The sequence below is a fragment of the Ilumatobacteraceae bacterium genome, from assembly GCA_033344875.1.
GTDB lineage: Bacteria > Actinomycetota > Acidimicrobiia > Acidimicrobiales > Ilumatobacteraceae > Ilumatobacter.
The window spans coordinates 1,098,861-1,124,941 of sequence record JAWPMO010000001.1; the positions used below are offsets into that span (position 1 = coordinate 1,098,861).

Below are 26,081 nucleotides of genomic sequence, written 5' to 3' on the forward strand. Positions count from 1 at the left end.
CAGCTCGCTGCGATGCAGCATGTAGAATTATCCGATCATTATGATGATCCGATCTTTCAGACAGTAGAGCAGCGTTCGCCGCCGTTGTCGACCCTGGAAGGCCAAGTGGCACGGTTCGCAACGACACCGGCCGGAGAACACCACCATGGAATCGCAACCGACTACCGATCATCATCCCGACGGCCACTACGACGTCATCGTGGTGGGTGCGGGATTCGCGGGGTTGTACATGCTGCACCGATGCCGCCAGGCTGGACTACGCACCGTCGTCATCGAGGCGGGCGGCGGCCCCGGGGGCACGTGGTACTGGAACCGGTATCCGGGAGCGCGATGTGACGTCGACAGCCTCGACTACTGCTACGGATTCGATCCCGATCTGCTACAGGAGTGGGAGTGGTCCGAGCGGTTCGCGACCCAACCAGAGATCCTGCGATACATCGAGCACGTCGTCGAGCGTTTCGACCTCGGTCGCAACATCGTCTTCGACACGCGCGTCAGTGCACTCGAGTTCGATGAAGCTTCGTCGACGTGGCACGTCACGACGAGTCATGGCTCCCGTCCCACCTCGCGTTTCTGTGTCATGGCGACCGGGAGCCTCTCCCACTCGAACACGCCCGACTTCCCGGGGTTTCGAGCCTTTGCTGGATCCGTCCATCACACCGGACGATGGCCGCAGGATCCAGTCGATTTTTCCGGCAAGCGGGTCGGCGTCATCGGCACCGGGTCATCGGGTATTCAAGCAATCCCCGAGATCGCCGAGACAGCGGAACACCTGTACGTCTTCCAACGCACACCGAACTTCACCATTCCGGCGCGCAATGCCCCACTCGACCCGGACTTCGTCGACGAGCGGAAGCGGAACTACGCCGACTACAAGCGTGCAGCGATGCGAACGCGGGCGGGCTACATTCCACAGATTCCCCCTGCGGGGCCCTCTGCAGCCGCAGATGACGAGGAGCGGCGCACACGAGAACTCGAACTGCGCTGGCAGCACGGCGGAAACCTGCTCGTCTGGTCGTACGAGGATCTTCTGCGCAACAGCGAGTCGAACGACCTCGTCGCCGACTTCGTACGATCCAAGATCGCAGAGATCGTCGACTCACCCGAGACAGCCGCACTGCTCACACCGACGGATCATCACATCGCGACGAAGCGCATCTGCGTCGATACCGACTACTACGCCACCTTCAACCGACCCGATGTCACGCTGGTCGATCTTCGATCCGACCCGATCGCGACCTTCACCCAATATGGACTCGTTACCGAGCAGCAGGCCTATCACCTCGACATGATCGTGCTGGCGACCGGCTACGACGCGATGACGGGTGCGCTGATGAACATTCCAACGATCGGCCGAAACGGAACCACCATCCAATCAGCATGGGCGGATGGACCAGCGACCTATCTCGGCCTCGGTATTCACGGGTTGCCCAACTACTTCGTCGTCGCCGGTCCGGGAAGCCCATCCGTCCGAGCGAACATGGTCGCAGCGATCGAACAACACGTGGACTGGATCACGAGGTGCATCGCGTACCTCGATGAGTACGGGTTCAAGACCATCGAGGCAACCGCCGAGGCGCAGGAGAAGTGGGTCGACCACGTCGCAGCGCTCGCCGACGACACCCTCTTTGCCACGACACGGTCGTGGTACTCGGGATCGAACATCGAGGGAAAGCCGAATGTGTTCGCTCCCTACCTCGGCGGCCTGGACGTCTATGGGGACGAAATCGACGCTGCCGCCGGCGCTGGTTACAGCGGCTTCTCCCTCGAGCGCTGACACACGCGGCCGGGGTTGCACCGCGGACCACGGGGGCGACCAACACGGCGCGATCCGCGCTGCCACAGGCGTTGACGACGCCGACACGGTCGTCGGAGGCTACGCCGCTCGTCGGCCGACCGAGACCTCGTCGTCCTCGAACAGGGGACGCCTGACGGGCCTCAGGCCTGCGGGGCGATCAGGGCCTTCTCGCCGGTGGCGACCTTGCTGTAGCGCTTGACCATCTCGGGGTCGACCGCTTCGCGGAGGGTGACCTTCATGCCGTAGTCGCTGGCGAACGTCGTGGTGATCTCGTCGGCCACGCGCTGCCGCAGACGGTCGGCGCCCTCCTGGCCGAGTTGCACGAGGAACGGGATGAGCAGCCAGCCGCCGACGCTCCACCTCGCGCCGAAGTCGCGGTTGAGGGTGGTCGGGCGACGATCGAGCCCGCCGTAGATGTAGACCTGCTTGTGCACGTTCGAGCCGTATCGACTGAACTCGCCACCGGCACTGGCGACCTGCTCCATCGACGACAGGATGATGCCCGCCATCTCGCCGCCGCCGATCGCATCGAATGCGATGGTCGCGCCGGTTGCGCTCAGTGCCGCGATGAGATCGTCACGGAAGGATTCGCTGCTCGAATCGACGACGTGCTCGGCGCCGGCCGCATGGAGGAGTTCGACCTGCTCCGGCTTGCGCACGATGTTGACGAGGCCGATGCCGTCGGCGAGGCAGATGCGGTTGAGCATCTGACCGAGGTTGGAGGCCCCGACCGTGTGCACGAGCGCCGTGTGCCCTTCGGCCCGCATCGTCTCGACCATGCCGAGCGCGGTCAGCGGGTTGACGAAGCAGGCGGCAGCCTGTTCTCCCGTGGTGCCGTCGTGCATCGGCAGGCAGGTCGCGGCCTCGATGGTCCGGTAGGTCGCATACGTGTTGCGTGACAGGAAACCGACCACCTTGCCCAGGAGCGCCTGGGCCGCGTCGGAGGAGCCGGCGGCGACGACGGTGCCGCCGCCTTCGTTCCCGACGTACATCGCCTGACCGAGCCGGGCCTGCTGCGCCTGGAAGACGGCGTCGGGCAAGGGCGCCGAGACGGCCGGGAGCTCGTCGGTGCCGGCGGACTCGGCGGCGCCGAGGTCGGCACCGGCGAAGAGCATCCCGAGGTCGGACGGGTTGATCGGCGAGGCCTCGATCCGCACGACGACTTCGTCGGGGCCGGGCTCGGCGATGTCGAACTCGCGCATCGCCAAGGTGACGCGCCCGTCATCGGAGACGGTCGATCGGAGTTCGTGGCCGGTGGCGGGGAGGGAGGTGTCATTCATGTGGCCATCTTCCCCGATCGACCGGACGTCCGGGCAACCGAACATCACGTTTCCGAACAGCTCGATCAGGAGGCGGCTCCGGGGATCACCTCGCCGTGTGAGGCCCTGTCCTGCGGGTCGGCGACTCGCACTATGGTCTCTGCTCATGAAATTCCGGATGGTCAGTTTGGTCGTTGGTGCGTTCGTGTTCGCCGGTGGAACGGCCACTTCACCTGTGGCCGAAGCGATCGTCGCTCCGTCGGGTCGGGTGTGTTTCTCGGTGGCCGGGTCACCGGGCGACGCCGCGATCGTGAACCTGACACCGGTCCAGGCCTCCGGGCCCGGGTTCGGTCTCTTGGTCTCATCCGACATCACGAATCCACCCGCCGGATCGAACGTCAACTTCACCGGTCCGGCATCGGTCGACCCGAACGTCGCCGTCGGCGTGATTGGCGACGACGGAGAAGTGTGCTTCGTCAACTCCGACCTCTCCTCGGTCGATCTCGTCGCCGACCACCTGGGCACGATCGACGGCGACGCGTACACACCCGCCAAGACCGACGGCACACCCGCCCGCAAAGTCGACACCCGCGACAGTGTCGGAGGCAACCGCATGGCTCCGTCGGGTCGGGTCTGTTTCTCGGTGGCCGGGTCACCGGGCGACGCCGCGATCGTGAACCTGACACCGGTCCAGGCCTCCGGGCCCGGGTTCGGCCTCTTGGTCTCATCCGACATCACGAATCCACCCGCCGGATCGAACGTCAACTTCACCGGTCCGGCATCGGTCGACCCGAACGTCGCCGTCGGCGTGATCGGCGACGACGGAGAAGTGTGCTTCATCAACTCCGACCTCTCCTCGGTCGATCTCGTCGCCGACCACCTGGGCACGATCGACGGCGACGCGTACACACCCGCCAAGACCGACGGCACACCCGCCCGCAAAGTCGACACCCGCGACAGTGTCGGAGGCAACCGCATGGCTCCGTCGGGTCGGGTCTGTTTCTCGGTGGCCGGGTCACCGGGCGACGCCGCGATCGTGAACCTGACACCGGTCCAGGCCTCCGGGCCCGGGTTCGGCCTCTTGGTCTCATCCGACATCACGAATCCACCCGCCGGATCGAACGTCAACTTCACCGGTCCGGCATCGGTCGACCCGAACGTCGCCGTCGGCGTGATCGGCGACGACGGAGAAGTGTGCTTCATCAACTCCGACCTCTCCTCGGTCGATCTCGTCGCCGACCACCTGGGCACGATCGACGGCGACGCGTACACACCCGCCAAGACCGACGGCACACCCGCCCGCAAAGTCGACACCCGCAACGACCCCGTGCCCGCGGCGTTGTTCGAAGCAGGCAACACGGGTCGCAACCCGGCGGTCGTCGTAGCCGCCAACGGCAACCCGGTGATCGGCTTCTTCGACTACACCAACGGCATCCAGCTGAAGGTCACGACGTGCAACGATCCCGCCTGCTCGTCGGCCGGTGTCAGCATCGTTGATGCGATCGACCGCATTCCCGGATCCCTGTCGATGGCCCTCGGGGCCACGGGCAATCCTGTCCTCACGTACGACTACAGCGGGGGCCCGGTCTTCGCGGGTTCACCGCCGGTCGGGTTCAGGATCGCGGTGTGCAACAACCCGGCCTGCTCGGCGGCGACCATCACCACCCTCGACGAGGTGTCCGGAGCGGGTTATGGCCCCTCGGTCGCGATCGGAGCCGACGGGAATCCGGTGGTCGGTTACGTCGACGGTGTCAACGACGAGGTCAAGGTTGCCGCCTGCAGCAATCCGGCCTGTACCGCCAGTTCCATCTCCACGATCGACGACACCGGGTTCATCGGTTCGTCGAGCGCGTCGATTGCGATCGGCGCCGATGACAACCCCGTCGTGAGCTATGCGAGGGGGAACCGACTCAAGGTCACCTCGTGCACCAACTCGACGTGCTCGGCATCGACCGGCGCCGTCGTCGACTCCGACCCGGTGATCGGTGGGGTGCTCTCGACATCGATCGCGGTGGGCACCAACGGCAAGCCCGTCGTGGCGTATGTCGACGCGACCAACGATCGCCTCGTGGTGGCGGCCTGTGATGACTCGATGTGCACCACGGCCACCGACACGATTCTCGACGACGGGGCATCGCTGTTCGACGCCGACATCGTGATCGGTGCCGGTGGGCTGCCGGTGATCGGCTACGTCATGGACCTGCAAGCGAGAGTTGCGGCATGCGACGACGTCACGTGTTCCGCCGCAGCACTGACGACCCTCGACGCCGACGGTCGGATGTTCCACCCGGACATCGCCATCGGGGCCACAGGGAACCCGGTGATGGTGTACCACGAGAATCGGAACGCGGACCTTCGGTTCGTGGGGTGCGCCAGCTCCACGTGCAAATAGGTCAGCGGCGTCGCAGTCGCGATCGGCCCTCCGTGTCGCTGTTTCGGGTCATCGAGCCCCCGGAGCGCGACACGGCGCTTCGAGACGATCTCCACATCTGGTGACGGCCCGAGCATCCGATTCGGCCGGAACGCCGAAACTTTTCGTTCAGGCGCGCCGCTCACCCGACGCTCGCGTCTACGTTCGTCACATGGAAGCGTTGCGCACCCCCGACACACGGGTGGTGGTGCTCGCTTCGGGGAACGGGTCCAACCTCCAGGCGATCCTCGACGCCTGCGCGACCGGCACGCTGCACGGCCGGGCCACGGTCGTGGCGGTCGTCTCGGACCAATCGAGTGCCTACGCGCTGCAGCGGGCAGCGACCGCCGGCGTCCCGTCCGTCCACATCGGCCGCCACGAGGGCGAGGCCCGCGCCGACTACGACGCTCGGCTCGCCGACATCGTCGCCGGGTTCGAGCCGGACGTCGTCGTACTCGCCGGATGGATGCGGATCCTCACCACCAGCTTCCTCGGCTGGTTCCCTGATCGTGTCGTCAATCTCCACCCGGCCCGACCCGGCGAGCTCCCCGGCACCCATGCGATCGAGCGCGCCTGGCACGAGGCGCTCGCCGGCGAACGCGACACCACGGGCGTGATGGTCCACCTCGTCCCCGACGAGGGCGTCGACGACGGCCCCGTCCTCGCGACCGAAGACGTGCCGATCCACCCCGACGACACCCTCGAGACGCTCGAGGCACGCATCCACACCGTCGAGCATCGACTGCTCGTCGACACCATCGCCCACCTCTGCGACCAGCGCACGACCCACAGCACGGAGATCCACGCATGAGCCACGTCAACGACGGCCTGTTCGACCGCTACGAAGCACTCACCTTCGACGACGTCGTCGTCATCCCCGGCTACTCCGAGACGCTCCCTAACGCGGTCGACACGACCGCGGTGTTCGCCCGCGACATCGAATTGTCCGTGCCGCTCGTGTCCGCCGCCATGGACAAGGTCACCGAGGGTCGCATGGCGATCGCGATGGCCCGCCACGGCGGGATCGGCGTGATCCACCGCAACATGTCGATCGACGACCAAGCCGCCGAGGTCCAGAAGGTCAAGCGCAGCCAGAGCGGGATGATCTCCGACCCCGTCACCCTCACCAAGGACTCGAAGCTGTTCGAGGCCGAGGAACTGATGAACCGCTTCAAGTTCTCCGGCGTGCCGATCACGAACGCCTCGGGCGAACTCGTGGGCATCCTCACCAACCGTGACATCCGCTTCTGCGAGGGCAGCGACTACGAACGCCCGATCAGCGAGTTCATGACCAGCGAGAACCTGGTCACCGCGAAGGTCGGCACGTCGCTCGACGAGGCGAAGCTCCTGCTCCAGCAGTACCGCATCGAGAAGCTCCCGCTGGTCGACGACCACGGCAAGCTCGCCGGGCTGATCACCGTCAAAGACATCCAGAAGCGGCTCGACTACCCCAACGCTTCCCGCGACGACCGAGGTCGCCTGCGTGCTGCCGCCGCGTGCGGTGTCGGCGACGACGTCGAGGATCGTGTCGAGGCGCTGGTCGCGATGGGTGTCGACGCGGTGGCGATCGACACGGCACACGGCCACTCCGCCGGTGTCGTCAAGACGATCGAGCGGATCAAGGCCTCGTGGCCCGAGCTCGCCGTCACGGCGGGCAACGTCGTCACTGCCGAGGGCGTCGAAGCACTCGCCAAGGCGGGCGCCGATGCCGTCAAGGTCGGCGTCGGCGCCGGATCGATCTGCACCACCCGGATCATCTCCGGTGCCGGCATGCCGCAGCTGTCGGCAATCTACGAGACCGCCAAGAAGGCCCGTTCGATCGGCGTCCCGATCATCGGTGACGGCGGCATCACGTACTCCGGCGACGTCGTGAAGGCGATCGCCGCCGGCTCGTCGACCGTGATGCTCGGCTCGCTCCTGGCCGGCACCGAGGAGAGCCCCGGCGAGACCGAACTGTTCGAGGGCCGCCGCTTCAAGAGCTACCGGGGGATGGGGTCGATGGGCGCCATGCAGGGCCTCGGCGCCGACCGCTACGCCACGGCGCAGTCGTCGGTCGCGGCGACCAGCCGCAAGCTCGTGCCCGAGGGCATCGAGGGTCGCGTGCCCTACTCCGGCCCGCTCGGCGACACGATCTACCAACTCGTCGGTGGTCTCCGCTCGGGCATGGGCTACGCCGGCGCCGCCGACCTCGAGGCGCTCCGCACGGGTGCCCGTTTCATGCGGGTCACCACCGCCGGGCGTGAAGAGAGCCACCCGCACGACGTGACGATCACCAAGGAAGCGCCGAACTACCAGCGCAGCTGATCGGGGTCACGTGTCGGTGCCCCCCATTTGACCCCACCTCGGCCGTAGCCTCCGCTGGTGATGTTCGAGAGACGACTCCCGCGCGCTGTGATGGCGTACGTCGTCGCACTGGTCACGGCGGGCCGTTGGTGGTTCGCGATGGACCGCAACATCTTCCACGTCTCCCCCGACGAACCGGCCCAGCTCGCCGTCGCCAGGTGGCTGTCGGGGCGCACCCACTGGAACATGTTCGACCACGCCACGTGGCAGCCGGCACTGGCGATCCTGATCACGCCGGCCTACTGGGTCACCGACAACGGCACCCACGTGGTGCGCTACGCCTTGTTCGTCAACTGTCTGCTCGGCGGTGTCGCCGCCGCGCTGCTGGCCGTGCTCGTGTACCGCGTCACCGACATCGGCGTGTGGGGATCGGCCGTGATCGCGGTCCTCGTCGGCGTCGCTCCGGCGTCGCTGTCGGCCTCGTCGTTCGTGTGGGCCGAGTCGCTGGTGTCGCTCATGTTCCTGGCCACCATCCTCGCCCTCCTGCGCTACTACGACATCTCCACCTTCGCCGCCGGAGCCGTTGCGGTCGCCGCTGCCGTGGGTGGCTACGCCGTGCACTCGCGCCTGCTGCCGTTGGTCGGCACGACACTCCTCGTCACGGTCGGCCGCGAGCTCTGGAGGCACCGCTGGGTTCGCGGCGCCGGATTGCTCGCCGTCGCCGGCGGCTTGTTCGCCATCACGTCGGCGTGGAAGCACTGGGTGCTCACGCAGGTCTGGGAGGATCCCGCCAACCAGAACACGGTCGGCGCCGTGTGGTCGCGGGCCCAACATCCGATCGAGGTGCTCGACTCGATCCTCGGTCAGGCCTGGTACCAGATGGCGGCGACGTTCGGCCTGGCCGCGATCGGCGCCGCGATCATCGCCGCCGCGTGCGTCCGGGCGGGACGCATCCCCACGGTCGCCGCCCGCGTGATCACGATCACGACGGTGCCGCTGCTCCTGCTCTCCGCGATCTTCATGTCCGATCGTCCCCGGGCCGACCAGTTCATCTACGGCCGGTACAACGACGCCGTGATGTGGCCGATCATCGCCGTGGGCATGGCCTGGCTCGCGAACCGGTTCCGACTCGGGCTCGGCCGCAACGACCGCCGGCTCGCCGTGGGCACCGTCGTCGCGATGCTCGTCTCCGGTTGGGGCGTCGACCGGTTGCACGGCGACTTCATCGAGGAGCGCTACGGCGTCCGCGGCATGATCGCCGGGTTGCTGGCGTACGTCGACGGCAGCGACACGTTGCACATCTGGCAGGTCACGCTGATCACGACCGGGCTGACCGCGCTGATGCTGACGTTCGTGGTGATCGCCGACTGGACCGGGCCCGGCCGTTCCGGTGTCGTCGCCGTCGCCTCGGTGTTGGCGATCGTGCTCGGCGTCGTCGGGGTCCAACGCACGAAGGACGTCGCCGACCTGCGGCTCAACGGGTGGGAGGCATCCAGTCCCGTGACGGAGGTCGACGACATCGTCCCCGCCGGCGTGCCGCTCGCGGTGCGCACGATCCCGACCTCACAGGACCCGATCGTCAGCTGGACCACCCAGCGCCAGCGCTACCAGGTGTACCAGTTCCATCTCTCCGATCGGATCGTGCTCCGCGACCGCGGGCTCGACGACGACATCGGTCCGTACGTGTTCGCACCACTCGGCACGGACGACCTCGTCGATGCCGGCGCCGAACTGCTGTGGACCGACCCAAGCGTCCGGATCGGCCTGTGGCGAGAGCCCGACCGCTGATCTGACAGCATCCGGGGGTGAGTCGCTACGAGCACCCCTACCCGTCGCCGGACATCCTGGAGCGCCATCCGTTCGTCCCGCTCGAGTTCGAGCGGCGTCCCGAGCACGAGATGAGGGCCCGCGCCACCGAGTTCCACGACGAGCTCGATCGACGCCGCTCGGTGCGGATGCTCTCCGACGAGCCGGTGCCGATCGATCTGATCGAACAGGCGATCCGCACCGCGAGCACGGCACCGTCGGGGGCTCACCATCAACCGTGGCGGTTCGTGGTCACCGGAGACCCGGCGATCAAGGAGCAGATCAGGGCTGCTGCCGAGGCCGAGGAACGTACCAACTACGAAGACGGCCGCATCAACGACGAGTGGCGCCGCGAACTCGAGCCGCTCGGGACCGACTGGCACAAGGAGTTCCTCGAGATCGCCCCGTGGATCGTCGTGCTGTTCGAGGAGCGCTACGGCCTCGCCGACACCGGCGAGCGGCGCCACCACTACTACGTGAAGGAGTCGTGCGGTATCGCGGCCGGCATGTTCATCACGGCACTCCACCACATGGGGCTCGCCACGCTGACGCACACCCCGAGCCCGATGGCGTTCCTCACGAAGGTGCTGGGGCGGCCCGTCAACGAACGGCCGTTCGTGCTGTTCCCGGTCGGCTACCCCGAAGCGGGGTGCCTCGTGCCCGACCTCGCCCGCAAGCCGCTCGACCAGGTCATGACCCTGGTCGGCGAACTCCCCTGATCGGACGCACGCCGGCCGTCAGGCCAGCTTTTCGACGAACGCTTCGAGTTGCCGCAGGTTGCGGCACTCGTACACACCGTCGGTGTGCGCGCCGTAATCGCCGACGATCGAGTCGCCGGTGTTCCAGTACGACTTCGGTTCGGGGTTGAGCCAGTACACGTGGCGAGCCTTGTGCTGGATCTCCTTGACGACCCACGAGGCGCTCGCGTGGTAGTTGTTGCGGGCGTCGCCCAGCAGGAGCACGGTCGTCTTGGGCCCCACGTCCTTGCCGTAGCGCTCCCAGAACACCTCGAAGGCATGGCCGTAGTCGGAGTGGCCGTCGACCCAGACGACGTCGGCTTCGGTGTTGACCCGGTGGATCGCCGCCTGGATGTCGTCGGTCTGACGGAAGTAGTCGGTGACCTCGTCGATCCCGTCGATGAACACGAACGACCGCACCTTGGAGAACTGTCCGGAGATGGCGTACACCAGCATCAACGTGAAGCGGGCGAACGCCGCCACCGACCCGGAGATGTCGGCCACGACCATCAGCTCGGGCTTGGCCGGTCGCGGGTACTTGAACTTGGGCTCGGCCGGGACGCCGCCGTAGCTGAGCGAGTGGCGGACCGTGTTGCGGAAGTCGAGCGGACCCTTGCGGCCGTGCTTGCGCTTGCGGGCCAGGCGGGCGGCCAGCTTGCGCGTGAGCGGCTGCAGCGCCTTCTTGAGCGACTGCATCTCGTCGCGTGACGCATGCATGAACTCGACGTCTTCGGGCAGCGGCTTGCGGAGTGTCTTGGCCATCGCCTCGACACCGCGGTCGGCGACGAGCCGACGCCTGATCTCGGCCTCGATCTCCTTCTTGAACTCGTCGATCCGGTGTTCGAACTCGTCGCGCTCGAGCCGCTCTTCGAGGTGCGTCAGCTCGCCGCCGTCGGCGTCCTGGGCCGACTGGTCCATGAGCTGTTCGAGCATGCCGTCGAGATCGAGGTTCCGCAGGGTGCGGTACAGGTAGTACGTGCCGCCGACCGGGCGACCCGGCTCCATCCCGGCGAAGCGTTTGACGGCCTGTTTGGCCATCGCCCGCATCATCGCCTGGTCGCCGTTGAGGAGCGCCTGCATGAGCATCTGGGCGATCTCCTCGGGCGTGAGCGCGTCCATCGCTCCCCCGCCCTCGGTGCCCTCGCCCTGCTGATCGGCCTCCTGCATCTCGCGCCACAGGTCGTCGATCGCGCTCTCGTCGCCTTCGGCGAGCCGGTACTCGGGTCCGCGCAGCGAGAAGTACACCTCGAACACGGTCTCGAACGCACGCCAGTGGGCGTTGTTCTTGATCAGGGTCGCGCCGAGGGCGTACTTGAACGCATCACGATCCTCGATCGGGATGAACTGCACCGCCTCCATCGCGTCGAGGTTCTCCGTGAGGCTCACGGGCAACCCGGCGTTGCGCAGCTCGACGACGAACCCGTTGAGCAGGTCGACCATCGACTTCGGCTGGCTGCCGGACAGCGGCTTCGTGTCGCTCATGACTCTTCGACCGTGAGCTCCTTGGTGGCCTTCGCGATGTCGGTCTGGTACTTGAGGAGGATGTGGAGCGTCTCCTTGGCGACCTGCTCGTCGATCGTGTCGATGTTGAGCAGCAGCAGGGTCCGGGTCCAGTCGATGGTCTCCGAGACGCTCGGCGCCTTCTTGAGATCGAGCTGTCGGATCGAGCGGACGATGCGGCTGACCTGGTCGGCGAGGTGCTCGGTCACTCCGGGGACCTTGGTGAGCACGATCTCCTTCTCGCGCTCCATCGTCGGATAGTCGACGTGGAGGTACAGGCATCGCCGCTTGAGCGCCTCGGAGAGCTCACGGGTGTTGTTCGAGGTCAGGAACACCAGCGGGATCTGCTTGGCCTCGATCGTGCCGAGCTCGGGAATCGAGACCTGGTAGTCGGAGAGGATCTCGAGCAGCAGCGCTTCGGTCTCGACCTCGACGCGGTCGACCTCGTCGATGAGGAGCACCACGGGGTCGTCGGCGCTGATCGCCTCGAGCAGCGGCCGGGTCAGGAGGAAGTCGTCGGAGAAGATGTCGTCGTGGACGTCGGACCACGAGTCGGAGCTCTTGTCGGCCTGGATGCGGAGGAGCTGCTTCTTGTAGTTCCACTCGTACAGCGCACGGCTCTCGTCGAGCCCCTCGTAGCACTGGAGTCGAATCAGACGGGAGCCGGTCATCTCGGCGACCGACTTGGCGAGCTGCGTCTTGCCGGTGCCGGCAGGACCTTCGACCAGGACCGGCTTGCCGAGGCGGTCGGCGAGGAACGCGACGCCCGAGATACCGTCATCAGCCAGGTAGTTGACGTCCTTGAGGCCCTCGCGGACCTGCTGGACGCTCTCGAAACGGTTCGCGACCTCTGCTGCCATGCCGAAGACGCTACAACCCATCTTGACCCGACGGTCAATCGGAATCGACGCGGAGCCGTGCGCCCCCTGGCACCCGCGACGACGGTGCATACTGGAGTCATGAGCGACGAGCCCACCACGCCGGCCGATCCCGACGACGCTGATCACGACGAGGGCATCGTCCAGCCCGTCGGCAGCCCCGAACACGCGACCGCTGAGCAGATCGAGGCGTACGACCTCGACGGCGACGGCAAGATCTCGCTGATGGAGAACGAGCGGGCCCGGCTCGGCATCATCGATGCCCGCCTCGAGCAGATCGCCGAGGAGGGCGGGGTCAAGGGCGCGGTCGCCGACGCCGCCCATCACATCGTCGACCGTCTCGACAACGACGACGACGGCGACGACGACGGCGACGACGACCCGTCCGAATGAGCGGGGCGCTCGGCAGTTACGTCGAGGCATTCGTCGACGGGGTCGACGCCGAACTCACCGAGCTGTCGGGCAAGCACCACCGGCACGAGTGCCTCGTCGACGCGGCCGACCTCGTCTCGGCGATCCTGGCCGCAGACGGACGCCTCACCACCAGCGAACTCGAAGCCTGGCTCGACGACATCGGGTCGCAGCTCACTCCCCCGGTCGCCGTCACACCTCAGCGGCTGCGCGAGAGCGAACTGATCACCTCGAAGCACACCTGGCTGTCCACGCCGAGCACGCTGTTCGAGCTGCTGGTCGGCGCCGATGTCCGGCACGGCACCCGACGCGCCGTCACGTACTACGAACTCGCCATCAAGTTGGCCCACGCGTCGGCAGCACTCGACCTCGTGCCGTCGCCCGACGAGATCGCCGCCATCGACCGCTTCCGCAGCATGTTGCTCGGCACGCTCGACTCCGCCGGCCTGGCACGACCGGGGCAACCGGCCGCGGCCGTAGCCGCCGCCGACCGCCCCGCGATGACGACACCCGAACCCGACCTGCCGCCCGAGCGACCGGTCGACGAGATCCTGGCCGAACTCGACGCGCTGATCGGTCTCGACCACGTCAAGACCGAGGTCCGGCGGCTCACCAGCCTGTTGCGGATCCAGAAGCTGCGGGCCGAACACGAGCTCCCGGTGATGGAGACCAGCCGGCACCTCGTGTTCGTCGGCAACCCCGGCACCGGCAAGACCACCGTCGCCCGGCTCCTCAGCGAGCTGTACCGAAGCCTCGACGTCGTCACCAAGGGCCACCTCGTCGAGACCGATCGCGCCGATCTCGTGGCCGGCTTCGTCGGCCAGACCGCCGCCAAGACCCAAGAGGTCCTCACCTCCGCACTCGGCGGCACGCTCCTGATCGACGAGGCGTACTCGCTCGCCCGCGGCGGCGAGAACGACTTCGGCCGTGAGGCGATCGACACCCTGGTCAAGTTCATGGAGGACCATCGCGACGACCTCGCCGTGGTCGTCGCCGGCTACCCGGCCGAGATGCAGCAGCTGATCGACACCAACCCGGGCCTCGACAGCCGGTTCGCCCGCACCCTCGAATTCCCCGACTACACGACCGCCGAACTGCTCGCGATCTTCGAGCTGATCGCGGGCAAGCAGCGCTACGAGCTGGACGATTCCGCCCGGACACGCCTCAACGAGGTGATCGAGGACGAACCTCGCGGCCGCGGATTCGGCAACGCCCGTTTCACCCGCAACGTCTTCGAACAGGCGGTGTCGATGCAGGCCGTCCGTCTCGGCGACGTCGAACATCCGACCGTCGAGCAGCTCACCACGCTCGACGCCGCGGACATCGCCCCCGTCTGACGCCGCCAGGAGGGCCCATCGGCCCTGGTCGAGCCGCGCCACCGGTTCGTACCGTGGCAGCGACGAAAGGTGAACCGATGGACTTCGAGATGTCGGCCGAGATGACGACGATGCTGGGGATGATCCGCGAGTTCATGGACCGCGAGGTCATCCCGCTCGAGAACGAGATGCTCCACGGCGACCCGGACACGCTGGCGGCCGGCGTCGCCGCCGCCCAGGCGAAGGTCAAGCAGATGGGCCTGTGGGCACCCAACCATCCGGTCGAGTTCGGGGGGCTCGGGCTGTCGATGGTCGATCACGGCCTGTTCGCCGAGGCGGTCGGTCGGAGCCCGCTCGGGATGACCGTGTTCGGCACGCAGGCACCCGACGCCGGCAACATCGAGATCCTCCACAAGTGGGGGACGCCGGAGCAGCAGGAGACCTGGCTTCGACCGCTCGTCGACGGCACGATCCGCAGCTGCTTCTCGATGACCGAGCCCGAGACCGCCGGCTCCAACCCGACCCTGCTCGCCACACGGGCCGAGGTCGACGGTGACGACTACGTGATCAACGGTCAGAAGTGGTTCACCTCGTCGGCCGACGGTGCCGCCGTCGCGATCGTGATGGCCGTCACCGACCCCGATGCCCCTCCCCACCAGCGGGCGAGCATGATCCTCGTCCCGACCGACACGCCCGGGTTCAACCTCGTGCGCAACGTGAGCGTCATGGGCCACGCGGGGAGCGGACACGCGAGCCACGGTGAGGTGATCTACCAATCGTGCCGGGTCCCGCGCACCAACCTGCTCGGCCCGGAGGGCAGCGGATTCCTGATCGCGCAGGACCGACTCGGCCCCGGCCGGATCCACCACTGCATGCGCTGGCTCGGCGTCGCCTCCCGAGCATTCGACATGATGTGCGAACGAGCGAACGCCCGCGTGATCGACGGTGACGGCGGCACGCTCGCCGACCGCCAGGTCATCCAGCACTGGGTCGCCGAACTCGACGCCGAGATCCGTAGCGTTCGGCTCCTCACGCTGCACGCCGCCTGGCAGATCGACCGGTACGGCGCCAAGGCCGCTCGCGACGAGATCTCCGCGATCAAGTTCGCGGTCGCGAACACGATGCTCGAGGCGGTCGACACCGCGATCCAGGTGCATGGAGCGCTCGGCGTCACCGACGACACCGTCCTCGCGTACTGGTATCGACACGAGCGCGCCGCCCGGATCTACGACGGGGCCGACGAAGTCCACAAGTCGAGCTTGGGCCGTCGGATCCTGCGGCGGTACGCCACCACGGGGTGACGACCGCTTGCGACATCTCGGCACCTCCATCATCTCCACACGACCGGTGATGAAGCGTTAGCGTCGGGGCACCATGGGGTTTCGTGACCGGTTCTACACACCGACGACAGCCAAAGCGTTGCTCTCCTGGCGGATCCTGCTCGGACTCGGTATCGGAACCGCCATGGCCGTCGCCGGCCTCCCGATCGGCGTCGCGATCGGCGTCGGCGTGGCGATCTACGCCGCATCGGTCGGGGCCGCGATGCCCGACGGTGTCGAGCGGGCGAACATCGATCCGTTCGTGCTCAGCGAGCCGTGGCGGCAGATCATGCAGCAGGCCCAGGGTGCCGGGCGCAAACTCAGGTCGACCGTGGCATCGGCCGACGGCGGCCCCCTGAAGACCACTCTCCAGGGCATCGCCGACCAACTCGAACGCGGCCTGGCCGAGGCCTGGGCGGTCGCACAACGCGGCGACGAGATCGACGACGCCGTCCGCCGTCTCGACCCGACCGCACTTCGCTCCAAGCTCGCCACCCTGCAGGCCCAGGCGGCGGCCTCACCGTCACTCGAGCACGCGGCCGCCATCGCATCGGTCGAGCGCCAGATCGCGACGACCGACCGGTTGAAGGCGCAATCGGCCGAGACGGCCGCCTCGCTGCAGCTGACGCAAACTCAGCTCGACGAGCTGGTCGCCCGCGCCAGCGAGGTCCGGATCGGGGCCGTCGACACCGCCGCGTACCAGCGCGACGTCGACGACCTCGTGATCAAGCTCGAGGCGCTCCACCAGGCCGTCGAGGAAACCCGCACCGCGTGACCAGCCTGCTCAAGTCGAACGTCACCGTCGCACTCGGCACCGCGCTGTCCCGCGTCTCGGGGTTGCTCCGGGTCTTCGTGTTCGCGGCGGTCATCGGCCAGACGCTGTTGGCCGACAGCTACAAGATCGCGAACGAGACACCGAACATCGTCTACGACCTGCTGCTCGGCGGCGTGCTGTCCGCCACCTTGGTCCCGATGTTCTCGGCGTTCCTCGGCAGCGACGACGACGACCGGGACGATCACGCGACCAACGTGGTCATCACCATCTCGGCGACGCTGATGGTCGGGCTCACCGTCGTCGCCGTGGCGCTCGCGCCGATCGTCTTCCGGCTCTACAGCCTCAACCTCGCCCCCGAGATCGACGCCGAACTGTTCCGGAGCGTCGGCAGCACGCTCACCCGGATCTTCATGGTGCAGATCCTGTTCTACGGTCTGACCGGGATCGCCAACGCGTACCTCAACAGTCGACGGCGCTTCTTCGCCGCTGCCTGGAGCCCGATCCTGCCGAACCTGATCATCATCATCACGCTGCTGTCACTGCCCGGGCCCGGCGACACGGGATGGGAACTCGGCGATGTCCTGACCAACGACCGGCTGCGATGGACCCTCGGATTCGGCGCCACCGCCGGCATCGCCGCGATGGCGATCGCCGTCATTCCGGCGATGACGGCAGCAGGGCTCAGGTTCCGGCCTGCATTCGAGTGGCGTCACCCGGCCGTACGCAAGCTGCTCGTGCTGTCGGTGTGGACGATCGGGTTCGTGGCCGCCAACCAGGTTGCGCTGCTGGTCATCCGCAACCTGGCGCTCGGCGAGGGCGAGGGCATCGCGTCCGCCTACTTCGACGCCTTCACGTGGTTCGTATTGCCGCACGGTCTCCTCGCCGTGTCGATCGCCACCACCTTCCAGCCCGAAATGGCGCGGGCGGTCGTGCGGCGCAGCCGAACCGACTTCGTCCGTCAGACGTCGCTCGGGGTCCGGCTGATCGCCCTCCTCACCCTGCCGGCCGCCGCCGGCATGTTCGTGCTGCGCGGCCCGATCATCGGCCTCATGCAACGCGGCCAGTTCGACGCCGTCGACACGCTCAACACCTCGCGGGCGCTCGCCGGACTCTCGATCGGGCTGGTCGGCTTCTCGGTCTACCTGTTCGTCCTGCGCGGGTTCTACGCCCACCAGGACACCCGCTCCCCGTTCGTCCTCAACGTCGGCGAGAACCTGCTCAACATCGTGTTCGCACTGCTGCTCGTCGGCCGGTGGGGCGTGCTGGGGCTCGGGTTGGCCTACGCGTTCGCCTACCTGCTGTCGTCGGTCTGGGCCCTCTCGGTGCTGCGCACCAAGGTCGGGGCATTCCCGCTCAGGCCGATCGTGTCGAGCATCTGGCGCATGCTGCTCGCCGCCGTGCTGATGGCCGAGGCGATGTGGTTCGTGACCCGCAACGTCGACGACGACACCGGATGGTCCGCGCTCGGTCAGATCGTCGTCGGCGGCATCGTCGGCATCGTCGTGTACCTCGCGGTCGCGGTGGCGCTACGGGTCCCCGAGCTCGACTGGGTTCGGCGGAGACTCCCCCGCGGACCGGCGCCCGCATGATCGAGCGAACGGAGCCAACCAGGTTCGCTCCGTTCGTCTCCATCGATCGGAACGGCACCAACGAGTAGGCTGCTCCCATGTTCAAGCTCCTCAAGAAGTGGTGGAAGTACACGACGGCGAAGCTCACCGGCTCGTTCAACGAGCGGGCCGACCCCAAGGTGCAGCTGGAGCAGGCGATCACCGAGGCCCAGTCGCAGCACAAGCGGCTCAAGGAGCAGGCGGTCAACGTCATCGCCGGGCAGAAGCAGTCCGAGATCCGCCTCAACGGCAAGATGTCCGAACTCGAGAAGCTCAACGCCAACGCTCGCCAGGCACTGATCATGGCTGCCGACGCCGAGAAGGCCGGCGACGCCGCCAAGGCAGCGCAGTACACCACCGCCGCCGAGGCCATCGCCAATCAGCTCATCCAGGTCGAGCGCGACGTCGAGAGCCTGAAGTCGATGGTGCTCGAGAGCACCGAGGCCGCCGACGCAGCGAAGGCCGCAGTCCAGCAGAACAGCCGCCTCCTGCAGGAGCGCATCGCCGAGAAGTCCAAGCTGGTCAGCCAGCTCGAGCAGGCGAAGATGCAGGAAGAGATGAACGTCGCGATGGATCAGCTCAACGAGACCGTCGGCGACGACGTCCCGACGCTGAAAGAGGTCGAGGAGAAGATCCAGGCCCGCTACGCCAAGGCCAAGGCGTCGGCCGAACTGACCGAGACGTCGGTCGCCTCACGCGTCCTCGAGGTCGAGCAGGCCACCGCCAACGTCGAAGCCCACAGCCGGCTGTCCGAGCTGCGGGCCGAGCTCGGCCTCGACGCCGCCTCCGAGGCAGCACCCCAGGTCGAGGGCGGCACCTCCACCTAGGGAGCCGATGTCGGGCAACGGCGAGCACACCGCTCCGCCGTTTCGCGAGAACCCTGGCGCGACGACGCTCGAGTCTTCTATGGTCGTGCAGCGAAGGAGACCACCGGCGAGCGACCACACCTCGGCGGATGCTGTCGGTGGTTCGACACGACCACAGGGGGTTCCCAATGACGCTTGCACGTTCGAAGTGCCGCTCACTTGCCGTCGCCGCGGCGCTGATCGCTTCGATTTCGATCACGACTGCACTCAACTCCCCGCCTGCATCAGCTGCGGCCGACGCCAACATGGTGCCGGTCGTCGCCGCCCGTCTGCTGGACACCCGACCGGGACAGACCACGGTCGACGGGCAGCATGCGGGCGCGGGTCGCGTGGACGCCGGCACGTTCTACCGTCTGCCCGTTGCCGGACGCGGCGGGGTTGCGCCTGATGCCGAGGCGGTCATGCTCAACGTCACCGCCGTCGTGCCGGACGAACTCGGCTACCTGACGGTCTACCCGTGCTCAGCGACACCCCCGAACACATCGAACGTCAACTACTTCGCTGGCCAGGTGATCCCGAACTCGGTCCTCGCCAAGGTTGCTTCCGACGGAAGCGTCTGCATCTTCTCGCTCGCGACCACCGACATCGTGGTCGACGTGACCGGCTACGTGCCCGTCGCCGGTTCACCCGTCGCCGTCGACCCGGCACGCCTCGTCGAGACCCGGCCGGCGAGCCCGGTCCACACGACGATCGACGGCGAGTCACAGAACATCGGGCGGGCCGAGGCAGGCGAGACGATCTCCTTCGTCGCCGCCGGGCGCGGTGGCGTGCCGGCCGACGCCGAAGCCGTCTACTTGAACGTCACTGCCATCTTTCCCAGCGGTCCCGGCTTCCTGACCGTCCACCCGTGCGGATCGGATCGTCCGGAGACGAGCAACGTCAACTACGGCGCCGGCGACGTGCGACCCAATGCGGTGCTCGCCACGGTCGGTACCGGAGGGCGAGTCTGCATCTACACGCTGGTCGACGCCGACATCATCGCCGACGTCAACGGCTACTTGCCGCCTGGCGGCAACCGCGTCGCCATCGAACCGGCCCGTTGCGCGGACACCCGGCCCGACGGCGAGACCTTCGACGGCCTCTTCGCCGGTGACGGCAAGATCGCCGCCGGCGGCATGTACGCCGTCAGAGTTGCCGGCCGGTGCAATATCGACGCCGACGCATCCGCGGCGTACCTGAACGTCACTGCAGTCAATCCAGAAGCACCCGGATTCCTCACGATCTGGCCCTGCGACCAGCCTCGCCCAACCGCCAGCAACGTCAACTACCAGACCGGTGAAGTCAGTCCCAACGCCGTGCTCTCCAAGGTCAGCCTCGACGGCGACGGGCAGATCTGCATCTACTCGCTCGCCCGCACCGACGTCATCGTCGACGTCAACGGTTATGTACCCGAACCCGGGTTGTTCGGCGTGACCCAACTCGCTTCCGGTTCGCGGATCACATGCGCACTCATGTCCGACCGGACGGTGCGCTGCGCCGGCCAGAGTGGCTACACCGGCACGGGTGACTACGGCGACCAGTTCGACCCGGCACTCGTGGCCGACATCGACGACGCCGTGATCCTCGAAGCCGGTGGGAGCGCAGCGTGTGCGGTGCTGGCCGATACGACGGCACGATGCTGGGGCTCGAACGGCAACGGCCAGTTGGGCAACGGCACCGATGTCGGCACCGGCGACGATGCCTTCGACCGGCAGCTCTCCCCGACCGCCGTCGAAGGCCTCGACCAGATCGTCGACCTCTCACTGTGGGACGACCACACATGCGCCATCACCGACGACGACCAGAACGGCGTCAACGACGGCGTCTGGTGCTGGGGCCGCAACAACTACGACCAGCTCGGCGACGCGTCCGACACCGAGCAGTGGTCGCCCGTGCCGGTGCTCGGGCTCCCCGGAGCGAAAGAGCCCATCGACGTCGAAGCCGGCGGGAGCCACACCTGCCTGCTCTACGACGACGGCACGGTCTGGTGCTGGGGCCACGGCGGGCGAGTGGGACGCGTCACCGGCTCCTCGTCCGGGCAGACGCCACAACAGGTCGACGGCCTGTCGACCGCATCGCAGCTGAGCGCAGGAGGGAGCCACACCTGCGCGCTCATCACCGACGGGACCGTCGAATGCTGGGGTCTCGACGAGTCCGAGGCGCTCGGGCCCCGCGACGGTGCCATCTCCAATCTGCTGCCCGCCACCGTCACCGGTGTCGCCGGCGTCGTCGAGGTCATCGCCGGCGACGACCTCACGTGCGTGCGGCACGCCGACCGCAGCGTCGAGTGCTGGGGCAGCAACGGCTACGGGCAGACCGGCGACCTCTCGCCGCAGGACGTCGAAGCGACCCCTGTTCCGATGCGCACGCAACGTGACGCGGACATCATGCAGGTCACCAACAACGGGCTTCACTCGTGCGCCCTGCTCGCTGACAGCTCGGTCGTCTGCTGGGGGTACAACTTCCATGGCAACCTCGGCGTCCGGTTGAACAACCACACCGCGACACCGGTGGTCTACGGCAGCGGCGACCTGCGCGACTGAGTCAACGCTGATAGAACCGGTCACCGACCGCGGTGACCGGTTCGAGCACGACCAGGTCGTCGCGGTGCACGACCGCGTTCGGCATGCCCACCGGGAGGTCCCGGGTCTTGCGGCCGAGCACCGAGCGCAGGTCACCGGCCGAGATCGACACCCGACCGCGTGCGAAGCGTTGGCCGTCGTGGTCGACCACATCGACCACCTGGCCGGGATCGAATGCCCCGTCGGCGCCCGTGACACCGGCCGGCAGCAGGCTGTTCGGTCGTTCCACGAGCGCCCGGCGAGCGCCTTCGTCGACACTGATCACGCCGCTCACGTCGGCGGCGAATGCGATCCACAGCTTGCGCGCCGACATCACCCGATCGTGCGGCGCGAACGTGGTGCCGACGAGTTCGTCGGAGGCGGCACCGGCCAGCACACCGGGTTGCGACGCGCGGGCGATCACACACCGGATCCCGGACCACGATGCCATCCGTGCCGCGGTGAGCTTGCTGGCCATGCCGCCGCTCCCCCGCCCACTGCCGCCCGCGCCGGCGCTGATCGCCACGAGGGCGTCGTCATCGGCGACCAGTTGCACCAGTTCGGCGTCGGCGTCGCGCCGGGGATCGGATGTGTAGACACCGTCCATGTCGGTGAGCAGCACCAGCACGTCGGCCCGGACGCTGTTGGCGATCAACGCGGCGATTCGATCGTTGTCGCCGTAGCGCAGTTCGTCGTTCGCGATCGCGTCGTTCTCGTTGACGATCGGCACGACGCCGAGTTCGAGCAGGCGATCGATCGTCACCCGGAGGTGGAGGTACTGCGATCGTTCGACGAAGTCGTAGGGGTCGACGAGGAGCTGGGCCCCGACGAGATCGTGTCGGGCGAACTCGGCGTCGTACGCCTGCACGAGGCGCCCCTGCCCGACGGCCGACACGGCCTGCAGGGTGCGCATGTCGGCGGGGCGGGCCGCCAGGCCCAGGGCTGCCACGCCGGCGGCGACGGCGCCGGACGACACGACCAGGACCTCATGACCGTCCCGACGGAGCCCCGCCACCTCGTCGACCAGCTTGGCGATCGCGGCGGTCGAGATGTGCCCGTGGTCGTCGGTGACGGACGCGGTGCCGATCTTGGCGACGACTCTCATGTCTGCTCCGTCACAGGTCGGGCTGGTACTCGAAGCTGAAGTTGCCGATCCAGACGATGTCGCCCTCGACCGCGCCGGCGCGGGCGAGCATCTTGAACACGCCCATGCGCTTCAGCTGGTAGTCGATGTAGCCGAGCGCAACCGGTGTGGTCACATCGTTGAGCGCGACGACCCGTTCGACGTCGCGGCCGACGAGGCGGAACTCGCCTTCTTCCTCGAGCCGTTCGACGACCGCACCCTCGATCTCGGGACGGATCACCACGAGACCCTCGGGTTCGGGCATGTCCTGGCGCGCCTCGTGCACCAGGGCCGCCATCCGACCCACGAGCTCGCGGACCCCTTGGCCGGTGACCGCGGAGATGACCGGATGCTCCCATCCGATCTCGTCGAGCGTCTCCTGCTGGACGGCATCGGCCTTGGTCCCGACGATCAGTCGAGGACGGTCGAGGAGGTCGGGTTGGTAGGCACCCAATTCGTGGAGCAGGACGCGCTCCTGCTCGGCGGCAGGGGTTTCGTCCATCGGCGCGAGATCGATCAGCAGACACAGCACCCGAGCCCGTTCGATGTGACGGAGGAACTGGTGGCCCAGGCCCCTGCCTTCGCTGGCGCCCTCGATGAGTCCGGGGATGTCGGCGACCACGAAGTTCGTGTCGTCGTCGAGGCTGACGACTCCGAGGTTGGGCACGAGCGTGGTGAACGGGTAGTCGGCGATCTTGGGTTTGGCCGCCGAGATCACGCTGATCAGGGTGCTCTTGCCGGCGCTCGGGAACCCGACGAGTGCGACGTCGGCCATGAGATGGATCTCGAGTTTGAGCCAGCGCTCCTCGCCGTGCTCGCCCTGCTCGGCGAACGTGGGTTCGCGGCGCTTGTTGGAGAGGAACTTGGCGTTGCCGCGGCCGCCTCGGCCGCCAGCGGCCGCCAGGAAACGGTCGCCGTGGCGGTACAGCTCAGCGATCACGTCGCCGGTGTACATGTCGCTCACGACGGTGCCCTCGGGGACCCGGATCTCGAGCGATTCGCCGCGGGCCCCGTGCATGTCCTTCCCCTTGCCGTGCACGCCGCTCTCCGCACGGCGGTGGGGATAGTCGCGGAAGGCGATCAGCGACGACACGTTGTGGTCGGCGATCAGCCAGACGTCGCCACCCTTGCCACCGTCGCCACCGTTGGGACCACCCATGACGACCGGGCCCTCCCGCCGGAACGAGACGCAGCCCGCGCCACCGTCGCCGCCGCGAACATTGAGTTGGGCCTCGTCGACGAACTGGGACATGGGTCACGAGCCTACCGACGCTCCGGCACGGCGGTGATGGACGATGTCGGTGGCCGAGCGAGCAGCGGCCCCTAGTGTGACCACATGGAGCACGCAGACGACGCGATGCAAGAACGCGCCGAACGGTGGGCGTCGACGATGCGCGGCCACATGGCCGACGGTGTCGCGCTCGCCCACGAAGACTCGTGGGCCGGGCCGGGCAGCACGGCGACGCTCGACCGGCACGCTCGTGAGGAGCGCGATCAGGAGACCTTGGCACCGCTGGCCACGAAGGCGTCGGGCAGCGGCGACCGACCGACCGAGGAGGAGCCCGACCCGTTCCGCACCTGTTTCGAGCGGGATCGGGACCGGATCCTCCACGACTCGTCGTTCCGCCGTCTCGCCGGCAAGACCCAGGTCTTCGTGTTCCCGGACGACCACCAACGCACACGGCTCACCCACGCCCTCGAGGTCGCTCAGGTCGCGCGGTCGGTGTCCGGCGCGATCGGTCTCAACGTGGCGCTCACCGAGGCCATCGCGATCGGACACGACTGCGGCCACGGCCCTGGCGGCCACGCGAGCGAGGACGCCCTGTCGCCCTACGTCGAGGAAGGCTTCGACCATGCGGTGTGGGGCGCCGATGTGACGCTGGCACCGCTCAACCTGTGCAGCGAGACGATCGACGGGGTGCGCAACCACTCGTGGAGCCGCCCGGCTCCGGCGACGCCCGAGGGTGAGGTGGTCTCGTGGGCCGACCGGATCGCCTACGTGTGCCACGACTTCGAAGATGCCGTCGCCGCCGGCATCGTCACTCCCGACATGCTCCCGGCGCTCGTGCGCGACCGCGTCGGCACCGACCGGTCACAGCAGCTGGGCACCTTCGTCCGAGCGATGATCCGGGCCACCGCCGAGACCGGCCGGATCGGCATGGTCGAACACGTCGCAGAGGCACTCGCGATGTTCCGCCGGTTCAACTACGAACTCGTGTACATGCGGCCCGCCAGCGTCGCCCAGGCCGACAGTGTGATCGCGCTCCTCCGCGCACTGGTCGAGTACTACGCCGATCGGCCGAACCTGCTCCCCGATGCCCAGGGTCACGGTCTCGATGCCGGGTCGGCGGACGCCTTGCGGGCTGCGGTCGCCTACGTCGGCGGGATGACCGACCGATTCGCCTGCCGTCAGGCCTTGGCGCTGCTGGGTTGGGAGCGCCACCGTCTCCCGGTCGGCATCGACGTCTGACGCACGTTCGGGCACGAGAACGACGAAGGCGGGGCGCCGGAGCGCCCCGCCTTCGATCAGATCGTGTTGGTGGTGTCAGCCCACCGGGTTGACGTCGATCACCTTCCGGCCCTTGCGGGTCCCGAACTCGACCGAACCGTCGACGAGCGCGAACAGCGTGTCGTCGCCGCCCTTGCCGACGTTCTTGCCGGCGTGGAACTTCGTGCCACGCTGACGGATGAGGATCGTTCCGGCGGTGATCTCTTCGCCACCGAACGCCTTCACGCCGAGGCGCTGCGCGTTGGAATCGCGCCCGTTGCGGGTTGAACCGCCACCCTTGGTCTTCGACATGTCAGTCCCTCAGCTCTTCTTGATCGAGGTGATCTCGACCACCGTGTAATTCTGACGGTGGCCGTATCGGCGGCGGTTGTTGGTGCGGCGCTTGTAGGTGAACCCGTTGATCTTCGGGCCCTTCGTGGTTCCGACGATCTTCCCGGTAACCGAGGCGCCCGAGAGCGCATCGCCGCCGGCGATGACGTCGTCGCCATCGACCAGCATCACGGGGGTCAGCGAAACCTCGCTGCCCTCGTCACCTTTGAGCAGTTCGAGTTCGACCTGCTGACCTTCGGTCACTTTTTCCTGTTTGCCGCCAGAGGCGATCACTGCGTACATAGCTCATGGAATGCTAACGGTCCGCGGTGACCGCTCCAACCGGATCAGCAGCAATCATCGCCGCCGGCGTAGACCGGCCGGTGGCGCTCGTCGGACAGCTCGACGACCAGGTTCTTCACGAACCGGCCCTTGGTGGTGATCCGCATGCGCGATGCCATGCCGCTGAGCACCGGCGTGACCAGGATCCGGTACTCGGGGTGCCTGACCCGGCTGTACGGCGCGAGGTTCTTGTTCTTCGTGTTGGTGTCGACCGACACCTCTGCGACCTTGCCTCAACCGGTGGGCTTGATGAAGTCGATCGTCATCGTGCCGCCGCGCTTGTCGAGCAGCGC

General features: G+C 67.5%; 22 protein-coding genes. 14 read left to right on the forward strand and 8 right to left on the reverse strand.

What is annotated here, in order from left to right; genetic code table 11:
* The first annotated feature begins 145 nt into the window (after positions 1–145).
* Positions 146–1,777: an NAD(P)/FAD-dependent oxidoreductase gene (locus tag R8G01_05260; GenBank protein MDW3213384.1), complete on the forward strand. Its 1,632-nt coding sequence runs from the start codon at positions 146–148 to the stop codon at positions 1,775–1,777.
* A gap of 161 nt (positions 1,778–1,938) precedes the next feature.
* Here the strand turns inward: R8G01_05260 and R8G01_05265 are convergent, their stop codons facing one another.
* Positions 1,939–3,078 carry a zinc-binding dehydrogenase gene (locus R8G01_05265; protein MDW3213385.1) on the reverse strand — a complete coding sequence of 380 codons (1,140 nt, stop codon included), beginning with the start codon at positions 3,076–3,078 and terminating at the stop codon, positions 1,939–1,941.
* Between the two features lie 145 nt (positions 3,079–3,223).
* Between R8G01_05265 and R8G01_05270 the strand changes: the two genes are divergently transcribed.
* The 5 genes from R8G01_05270 (at position 3,224) to R8G01_05290 (ending at position 10,275) form a co-directional block, all read left to right on the forward strand.
* A complete protein-coding gene (locus tag R8G01_05270; GenBank protein MDW3213386.1) occupies positions 3,224–5,449 on the forward strand; it encodes a hypothetical protein in 2,226 nt (741 codons plus the stop codon).
* Between the two features lie 190 nt (positions 5,450–5,639).
* Positions 5,640–6,278: a phosphoribosylglycinamide formyltransferase gene (gene purN / locus R8G01_05275; GenBank protein ID MDW3213387.1), complete on the forward strand. Its 639-nt coding sequence runs from the start codon at positions 5,640–5,642 to the stop codon at positions 6,276–6,278.
* The gene (gene guaB / locus R8G01_05280) at positions 6,275–7,771 is read left to right on the forward strand and encodes an IMP dehydrogenase (GenBank protein MDW3213388.1); all 1,497 of its coding nucleotides are present in this window, start codon (positions 6,275–6,277) and stop codon (positions 7,769–7,771) included. Before purN ends, guaB begins: the two co-directional genes overlap by 4 nt.
* Before the next feature lie 60 nt (positions 7,772–7,831).
* Positions 7,832–9,538 (forward strand): hypothetical protein, encoded by a 1,707-nt coding sequence (locus tag R8G01_05285; protein ID MDW3213389.1) that lies wholly within the window; start codon positions 7,832–7,834, stop codon positions 9,536–9,538.
* A gap of 17 nt (positions 9,539–9,555) precedes the next feature.
* The gene (locus R8G01_05290) at positions 9,556–10,275 is read left to right on the forward strand and encodes a nitroreductase family protein (GenBank protein ID MDW3213390.1); all 720 of its coding nucleotides are present in this window, start codon (positions 9,556–9,558) and stop codon (positions 10,273–10,275) included.
* An 18-nt stretch (positions 10,276–10,293) separates the two neighbouring features.
* Here R8G01_05290 and R8G01_05295 read toward each other — a convergent pair whose 3' ends face one another.
* Positions 10,294–11,775, reverse strand: a complete 1,482-nt coding sequence (locus R8G01_05295; protein MDW3213391.1) for a VWA domain-containing protein — start codon at positions 11,773–11,775, stop codon at positions 10,294–10,296.
* Complete coding sequence (locus tag R8G01_05300) at positions 11,772–12,653, reverse strand: MoxR family ATPase (GenBank protein MDW3213392.1); 882 nt, start codon at positions 12,651–12,653, stop codon at positions 11,772–11,774. The genes R8G01_05295 and R8G01_05300 overlap by 4 nt, the downstream gene beginning before the upstream one ends.
* Before the next feature lie 99 nt (positions 12,654–12,752).
* On the opposite strand from R8G01_05300, the gene R8G01_05305 reads away from it, so the two are divergent.
* The 7 genes from R8G01_05305 (at position 12,753) to R8G01_05335 (ending at position 21,487) form a co-directional block, all read left to right on the forward strand.
* Positions 12,753–13,064 carry a hypothetical protein gene (locus R8G01_05305; protein ID MDW3213393.1) on the forward strand — a complete coding sequence of 104 codons (312 nt, stop codon included), beginning with the start codon at positions 12,753–12,755 and terminating at the stop codon, positions 13,062–13,064.
* Positions 13,061–14,419 carry an AAA family ATPase gene (locus R8G01_05310; GenBank protein MDW3213394.1) on the forward strand — a complete coding sequence of 453 codons (1,359 nt, stop codon included), beginning with the start codon at positions 13,061–13,063 and terminating at the stop codon, positions 14,417–14,419. The genes R8G01_05305 and R8G01_05310 overlap by 4 nt, the downstream gene beginning before the upstream one ends.
* A 77-nt stretch (positions 14,420–14,496) precedes the next feature.
* The gene (locus tag R8G01_05315) at positions 14,497–15,699 is read left to right on the forward strand and encodes an acyl-CoA dehydrogenase family protein (protein ID MDW3213395.1); all 1,203 of its coding nucleotides are present in this window, start codon (positions 14,497–14,499) and stop codon (positions 15,697–15,699) included.
* A 73-nt stretch (positions 15,700–15,772) separates the two neighbouring features.
* Positions 15,773–16,492: a hypothetical protein gene (locus tag R8G01_05320; protein ID MDW3213396.1), complete on the forward strand. Its 720-nt coding sequence runs from the start codon at positions 15,773–15,775 to the stop codon at positions 16,490–16,492.
* Positions 16,489–18,081 (forward strand): murein biosynthesis integral membrane protein MurJ, encoded by a 1,593-nt coding sequence (gene murJ / locus R8G01_05325; protein ID MDW3213397.1) that lies wholly within the window; start codon positions 16,489–16,491, stop codon positions 18,079–18,081. The genes R8G01_05320 and murJ overlap by 4 nt, the downstream gene beginning before the upstream one ends.
* Before the next feature lie 77 nt (positions 18,082–18,158).
* On the forward strand, positions 18,159–18,926 hold the full coding sequence (locus R8G01_05330) for a PspA/IM30 family protein (protein ID MDW3213398.1): 768 nt from the start codon (positions 18,159–18,161) through the stop codon (positions 18,924–18,926).
* Between the two features lie 167 nt (positions 18,927–19,093).
* Positions 19,094–21,487, forward strand: coding sequence for a hypothetical protein (locus R8G01_05335; GenBank protein ID MDW3213399.1), 2,394 nt, complete (start codon positions 19,094–19,096; stop codon positions 21,485–21,487).
* 1 nt (position 21,488) lies between these two features.
* Here R8G01_05335 and proB read toward each other — a convergent pair whose 3' ends face one another.
* Together proB and obgE are read right to left on the reverse strand one after the other, a co-directional pair.
* On the reverse strand, positions 21,489–22,610 hold the full coding sequence (proB, locus tag R8G01_05340; protein ID MDW3213400.1) for a glutamate 5-kinase: 1,122 nt from the start codon (positions 22,608–22,610) through the stop codon (positions 21,489–21,491).
* Between the two features lie 10 nt (positions 22,611–22,620).
* The gene (gene obgE / locus R8G01_05345) at positions 22,621–23,880 is read right to left on the reverse strand and encodes a GTPase ObgE (protein ID MDW3213401.1); all 1,260 of its coding nucleotides are present in this window, start codon (positions 23,878–23,880) and stop codon (positions 22,621–22,623) included.
* A gap of 84 nt (positions 23,881–23,964) precedes the next feature.
* Here obgE and R8G01_05350 point away from each other — a divergent pair, with 84 nt between their 5' ends.
* Positions 23,965–25,098 (forward strand): HD domain-containing protein, encoded by a 1,134-nt coding sequence (locus tag R8G01_05350; protein ID MDW3213402.1) that lies wholly within the window; start codon positions 23,965–23,967, stop codon positions 25,096–25,098.
* A 75-nt stretch (positions 25,099–25,173) separates the two neighbouring features.
* On the opposite strand, the gene rpmA is transcribed toward R8G01_05350, so the two are convergent.
* Genes rpmA through R8G01_05365 form a run of 3 tightly spaced genes read right to left on the reverse strand, consistent with a single transcriptional unit; the run spans position 25,174 to position 26,006 of the window.
* A complete protein-coding gene (gene rpmA, locus R8G01_05355) occupies positions 25,174–25,428 on the reverse strand; it encodes a 50S ribosomal protein L27 (GenBank protein MDW3213403.1) in 255 nt (84 codons plus the stop codon).
* A gap of 9 nt (positions 25,429–25,437) precedes the next feature.
* Positions 25,438–25,749 carry a 50S ribosomal protein L21 gene (rplU, locus tag R8G01_05360; protein MDW3213404.1) on the reverse strand — a complete coding sequence of 104 codons (312 nt, stop codon included), beginning with the start codon at positions 25,747–25,749 and terminating at the stop codon, positions 25,438–25,440.
* Between the two features lie 44 nt (positions 25,750–25,793).
* Positions 25,794–26,006, reverse strand: coding sequence for a hypothetical protein (locus R8G01_05365; protein ID MDW3213405.1), 213 nt, complete (start codon positions 26,004–26,006; stop codon positions 25,794–25,796).
* Positions 26,007–26,081: the final 75 nt, after the last annotated feature.

Bases quoted from the DNA above. Each gene is read 5' to 3' on its own strand.
- R8G01_05260 (MDW3213384.1), top strand. From the start codon at position 146: ATGGAATCGCAACCGACTACCGATCATCATCCCGACGGCCACTACGAC.
- R8G01_05265 (MDW3213385.1), bottom strand. From the start codon at position 3,078: ATGAATGACACCTCCCTCCCCGCCACCGGCCACGAACTCCGATCGACC.
- R8G01_05270 (MDW3213386.1), top strand. From the start codon at position 3,224: ATGAAATTCCGGATGGTCAGTTTGGTCGTTGGTGCGTTCGTGTTCGCC.
- purN (MDW3213387.1), top strand. From the start codon at position 5,640: ATGGAAGCGTTGCGCACCCCCGACACACGGGTGGTGGTGCTCGCTTCG.
- guaB (MDW3213388.1), top strand. From the start codon at position 6,275: ATGAGCCACGTCAACGACGGCCTGTTCGACCGCTACGAAGCACTCACC.
- R8G01_05285 (MDW3213389.1), top strand. From the start codon at position 7,832: ATGTTCGAGAGACGACTCCCGCGCGCTGTGATGGCGTACGTCGTCGCA.
- R8G01_05295 (MDW3213391.1), bottom strand. From the start codon at position 11,775: ATGAGCGACACGAAGCCGCTGTCCGGCAGCCAGCCGAAGTCGATGGTC.
- R8G01_05300 (MDW3213392.1), bottom strand. From the start codon at position 12,653: ATGGCAGCAGAGGTCGCGAACCGTTTCGAGAGCGTCCAGCAGGTCCGC.
- R8G01_05305 (MDW3213393.1), top strand. From the start codon at position 12,753: ATGAGCGACGAGCCCACCACGCCGGCCGATCCCGACGACGCTGATCAC.
- R8G01_05310 (MDW3213394.1), top strand. From the start codon at position 13,061: ATGAGCGGGGCGCTCGGCAGTTACGTCGAGGCATTCGTCGACGGGGTC.
- R8G01_05315 (MDW3213395.1), top strand. From the start codon at position 14,497: ATGGACTTCGAGATGTCGGCCGAGATGACGACGATGCTGGGGATGATC.
- R8G01_05320 (MDW3213396.1), top strand. From the start codon at position 15,773: ATGGGGTTTCGTGACCGGTTCTACACACCGACGACAGCCAAAGCGTTG.
- R8G01_05330 (MDW3213398.1), top strand. From the start codon at position 18,159: ATGTTCAAGCTCCTCAAGAAGTGGTGGAAGTACACGACGGCGAAGCTC.
- R8G01_05335 (MDW3213399.1), top strand. From the start codon at position 19,094: ATGACGCTTGCACGTTCGAAGTGCCGCTCACTTGCCGTCGCCGCGGCG.
- proB (MDW3213400.1), bottom strand. From the start codon at position 22,610: ATGAGAGTCGTCGCCAAGATCGGCACCGCGTCCGTCACCGACGACCAC.
- obgE (MDW3213401.1), bottom strand. From the start codon at position 23,880: ATGTCCCAGTTCGTCGACGAGGCCCAACTCAATGTTCGCGGCGGCGAC.
- R8G01_05350 (MDW3213402.1), top strand. From the start codon at position 23,965: ATGGAGCACGCAGACGACGCGATGCAAGAACGCGCCGAACGGTGGGCG.
- rpmA (MDW3213403.1), bottom strand. From the start codon at position 25,428: ATGTCGAAGACCAAGGGTGGCGGTTCAACCCGCAACGGGCGCGATTCC.
- rplU (MDW3213404.1), bottom strand. From the start codon at position 25,749: ATGTACGCAGTGATCGCCTCTGGCGGCAAACAGGAAAAAGTGACCGAA.